Source organism: Streptomyces sp. NPDC047315, from assembly GCF_040643215.1.
Lineage (GTDB): Bacteria > Actinomycetota > Actinomycetes > Streptomycetales > Streptomycetaceae > Streptomyces.
In genome coordinates, this window is the sequence record NZ_JBEYTZ010000087.1 from 1 (window position 1) to 5,262 (window position 5,262).

Sequence of the window (5,262 nt, forward strand, 5' to 3'; positions counted from 1 at the left end):
CGCTCGGCACCCACCACCACCGCCCGGTGCTCAAACACCGACCGCCCCGACACCAACGACCACCCCACCGCACCCACCGACACATCGGCCCCCACTACCAGCCCGGCCAATGCACCCGCCTGACCCCGCAACGCCTCCACCCCACGCCCCGACACCACCCACGGCACCACACCACCCACACCGTGCGTGACTTCCGCGGCACCAACCGCCGGCGCCTCCTCCACGATCACATGCGCGTTCGTACCGGACACGCCGAACGACGACACCCCCACCCGTCGCGGTCGGTCGCCCGAAGGCGCCCACTCCCGCGCCTGGTCCAGCAGCCGCACCGCACCCGAGTCCCAGTCGACGTGGGGTGACGGCGCGTCGATGTGCAACGAGGCCGGCAACACCCCGTGCCGTAGCGCCATCACCATCTTGATGACGCCCGCGACGCCGGCCGCGGCCTGCGTGTGCCCGAGGTTGGACTTCACCGAGCCGAGCCACAACGGCCGGTCCGCCGGCCGGTCCTGGCCGTACGTCGCCAACAGCGCCTGCGCCTCGATCGGATCGCCGAGGGTCGTGCCCGTGCCGTGCGCCTCCACCGCGTCCACCGCTGCGGGCCGCAGCCGCGCGTTGGCGAGCGCCTGTCGGATGACGCGCTCCTGCGACGGGCCGTTCGGTGCCGTCAGTCCGTTGCTGGCGCCGTCCTGGTTGACCGCCGAGCCACGGATCACGGCCAGCACCGTGCGACCGCCCGCCAGCGCATCGGACAGCCGCTCCAGCACCACCGTGCCGACGCCCTCCGCGAAGCCGGTCCCGTCCGCCGCCGCGGCGAACGCCTTGCACCGGCCGTCGGCCGCCAGCCCGCGCTGTCGGGTGAACTCGCGGAAGATCCCGGGGGTGCTCATCACCGTCACCCCGCCCGCCAGCGCCAGCGAGCACTCACCCTGCCGCAGTGCCTGGCACGCCAGGTGGATCGCCACCAGCGACGACGAGCACGCCGTGTCGACCGTGAGCGTCGGCCCTTCGAGGCCGAAGGCGTACGCCACCCGGCCGGAGAGCACGCTGCCGCTGTTGCCCGTGGCCATGTAGCCGGCCACCTCGTCGCCCGCCCGGCCGACGAGCGACAGATAGTCCTGCGACGACATGCCCGCGAACACGCCCGTAGGGGATCCGGCCAGGGACTCCCGGTCGAGCCCCGCGCGTTCGAACGCCTCCCAGGCGCACTCCATCAGCAGTCGCTGCTGCGGGTCCATCGCCAGCGCCTCACGCGGCGAGATCCCGAAGAAGTCCGCGTCGAACAGCGCCGCGTCGGTCAGGAAGCCGCCCCGGTCGGTCACGCTGGCGTCCGGCCGGCCCGGATCCGTCAGCTCCGCCAGCGGCCATCCGCGGTCCTCGGGAAAGCCGCTCAGGGCGTCCGTGCCGTCCGCGACGAGCCGCCACAGCTCCTCGGGCCCCGTGACGCCGCCCGGCAGCCGGCACGCCATCCCGACGACCGCGACCGGCTCGCGCGCCCGCTCCTCCAACTCGTCCACCCGCCGCCGCGCCTGCCGCAGGTCGGCGGTCGCGCGCTTGAGGTACGAACGCAGCTTCTCGTCGTTCGACACGGCGCCCTCACTCCCGCTCGGTCGACAGGTCGTGCCCCGCGGAGCCCCGCTCGTTCAGCTCGCTCAGCTCGCCGTCCAGCAGGTCGAACAACTCGTCGTCGCTGGCCGACTCCAGGTCCGTGTTCTCGTGCTCCTCGTCGTCCGCGTGGCCGCCCCGTCCACCACCGAGGGCCGCCACGCCCCGCAACAGCTCCTCAAGCCGTGCGACGACGAGCCCCTGATCGGTGTCGGACAGACCGGCGACCGCGTCCGCGACCCGGTCCAGATCGGCCAGCAAGGCGTCCGCCGGCGCGGCCCCGGCAGCGGGTTCCCACCGGTCGTCCAGGAACTCCGCCACGGCCGCGGGCGTTGGGCGGTCGAAGACCAAGGTCGCCGGGAGCCGCAGCCCGGTGGCCGTGCTGATCCGGTTCCGCAGCTCCACCGCAGTCAGCGAGTCGAAGCCCAGCTCACGGAAGTTGCGCGTCGCGGGCACCGCCGCCACCGATTCGTAGCCCAGGACGGCAGCGGCCTGCCCGCGGACGAGTTCCAGCAGGGCCCGTAGCCGATCGGCCCCCGAAAGCCCGGCCAGCGCCTGCGCCGCACCCGGCCCGGCCGGAGCGCCCGCCGACGCCCCCGCACCACGCAGCAGATGCCGGAAGACGACCGGGACCTCCCCGCTGTCCACGCGCCGCCGCATGCCCGGCAGATCCAGCCGCACCGGCACGAGCAGGGGTTCCCCGCGCTCCAGCGCCGTGTCCAGCAGCGTGAGCGCCAGCTCGGTGCTGAGCCCGAGGTCACCGGCGCGCACGTTGCGCGCCCGGTCCGCCTCGCTGAACTCACCGGACATCCCGCCCCGCTGGTCCCAGAAGCCCCACGCGAGGGAGGTCGCGGGCAGACCTGCGGCGTGCCGGTGCTGCGCGAGCGCGTCCAAGAAGGCGTTGCCGGCCGCGTAACTGCCCTGCCCGGCGCCGCCCGCGAGCCCGGTGACGGACGAGTACAGGACCATCGCCGACAGGTCCGCGTCCCGGGTCAGTTCGTGCAACAGCCATGCAGAGGCCGCCTTGGCGCGCAACACCGCTTCGTACTGCTCGGGGGTGGCGGACTGGACGGTGCCGTCGTGGACGACCGCCGCCGTGTGGACGACCGCGGTCAGCGGATGCCGCTCCGGCACGGCCGCCAACAGCCCCGACAGGGCGTCGCGGTCCCCGGTGTCACAGGCCACCACGTCCACTTCGGCGCCCAGCCCGGTCAGCTCCGCGGCCAACTCGGCCGCGCCCGGAGCCGTCGGCCCCCGCCGGCTCGCGAGCACCAGCCGCCGCACGCCGTGACGTACGACCAGGTGCCGTGCCGTGACCGCGGCCAAGGCGCCCGTACCACCGGTGACCAGCACTGTGCCGGCCGGGTCGAGCGGTACGGGCAGGGTGAAGACGGCTGCCGTGCCTTCCGTACCGACGGCGTCCCCGCACGTCCGGACGTCACGGGCGACGACCGGAACCGGCCCCACAGCGCCGCTCTCGAACAATTCGTGCAACGCGGTCAAGACCGCGCCCAGCCGGATGCCCGCCGGCCCCGACGGGGCGTCACCGGGACCGGAGTGCATGGCGCCGAGGGCGGCCTCCAGCTCGGCGTCGGCGCGCAGCGCCGGGGAGCCGTTCCGGTGCGGCCGGACCGCCGCCACCAGGGCCGTAGCGCCGTTGCCGTCGTCCGCCAGCGCGCGGCACTCGGCGAAGCACTCGGCGAGCGTGCCCGCGGCCTGGGCATACGACCAGCCCATCGGGACCGCCACCACCAGTCGCGCATCCGTACGCGCCAGGGACGCTAGCGCGCCGAAGAGCCCCACCACGCGGTCGCCGGCCGAGAGCCCGACGCCCCGGCCCGCGGCCGTCACCACGCCGGCGGCCACGCCGTGCACGGTCCCCGCACGCAGGGCCACCACGACCGCGCCTGCCTCGGGCTGCTCAGGCTCGGCCGCGGCCAGCGGCACCGCGCGGACGCGGCCGTCCGCGGCCCGCGCCAGCCGCCAGGCGGCACCGCCCTCCGGCAGCAAGGGTTGCGCGGGCGCCTCGGCGTGGGCGATCCGCGGCACGTACGTCACGCCGTCGCGCACCGCGAGCTGCGGCTCGCCCGTCGCCACCGCGCCGGGGACCGACGCGTACGAAGCGTCCCGACCGTCGACGTCGACCAGGACGAAGCGGCCTGGATGCTCGGACTGGGCGCTGCGCACCAGCCCCCACACCGCAGAGGCCGCCAGGTCCGACACGTCCTCCCGACCGCTCACGGCCACCGCACGCCGGGTCAGGAGAGCGAGCGCGGCGTTCTCGTCGGGGTCTGCCAGCCAGTCCTGGAGCAGCGCGAGCGCGGTACGTCCCGCGGCCCGCAGGACCTCGCCGGGGTCGGCCCCGGGAGCGCGGTCCGACGGTGCGAACGGCACCAGCACGGTGCCCGGGGCCGGCGCGCCCGCGGCCACCGCGGCGCGCAGCGCCGCGAGGTCCGGGTAGCGGGGCGTGTCCGGCAGCGCGGCGAGCACGGCTGCGGCGTCCGGGTCGGAACCGTCCGCCACGACGGCCAGCGGCCCGTTCTGGCGGGTGCCGTCGAGGGCGTCGTCGAGAGCGGTTGAGCTGGGGGCGGTGGTGCTGGGGTGCCAGTCGAGCCGGAACAGCGCGTTCCTGACGGCCGGTCCGCTGCCGCCCAGCCGGTCCGTGGGCAGCGCCCGCAGGGTCAGCTCTTGCAGCGCGAGGACCGGGGCGCCGTCCGTGTCGTACGCGGCGAGGGCGAACCGGTCCGCGTCCGTCGGGGTGATCCGCACCCGCAGGGCGCGCGCACCCGGGGCGTGCAGCCGCAGCCCGCTCCAGGAGAACGGCATGCGGATCGTGTCGACGTCGCCACCGGCCAGCGCCGCGTCCAGGGCGCGGGCCTGGAGTGCGGCGTCCAGGAGCACCGGGTGCACCCCGTACGCCCCGGCCTCCGCCCGTTCGCCCTCCGGGAGCGCCACCTCCGCGTACACCTCGTCCCCGGCCCGCCAGGCGGCGGTCAGGGCCTGGAAGGCGCCGCCGTAGCTGGAACCGCGGTCGGCGAGGTCTTCGTAGAGGTGCTCGGTCGGCAGCCCGGTGGCCCCGGGGGGAGGCCAGGCGCCCACGAAGGGCGCCGGGGGCTCCGCGGACTCGTCCGGTGCCAGGACGCCCGTGGCGTGCCGGTGCCAGCGCGAGTCGTCCGCTGCGGTCGGTCGGGAGTGGACGGCGAGCGCGCGTCGCCCTTCCTCGTCGGGCGGTGCTACCGACAGTTGGACGTCCACGGCGCCGTCGTCCGGAACGGACAGCGGTTCGTGCACGACGAGTTCGGCGACGTGGCCGCCGCCCGTCCACGCGGCGGCGTGCAGGGCGAGTTCTGCGAAGGCGGTGCCGGGCAGCAGGACGGTGCCGAGGACGCGGTGTTCCGCGAGCCAGCGGGTGTTCACCGAGAGACGGCCGGTCAGGAGGTGGACGTCCTGGTCGGCGAGTTGGGTGGCGGCGCCCAGCAGCGGGTGCCGCGCCGCGGTCAGACCGAGGCTCGCCGGGTCGCCGGACCCTTCGGCCTGCTTCGCCAACCAGAACGTGCGGTGCTGGAATGCGTAGGTGGGGAGGTCGGTGTGGGGGTGGGTGGGGTGGGTGTGGTTGGGGGTCCAGTTGATGGGGGTGGCGGTGGTGTGGGCGTGGGC

General features: G+C 75.4%; 2 protein-coding genes. Both read right to left on the bottom strand.

Features of this window, described 5'->3' with window-relative positions; all coding sequences use genetic code 11:
* On the bottom strand, window positions 1–1,589 hold a 1,589-nt coding region (locus ABZ842_RS38495; RefSeq protein WP_361548454.1), incomplete at its 3' end, for a beta-ketoacyl synthase N-terminal-like domain-containing protein.
* Between the two features lie 7 nt (window positions 1,590–1,596).
* Window positions 1,597–5,262: SDR family NAD(P)-dependent oxidoreductase (locus ABZ842_RS38500; RefSeq protein WP_361548457.1), on the bottom strand; the 3,666-nt coding region annotated here is incomplete at its 5' end.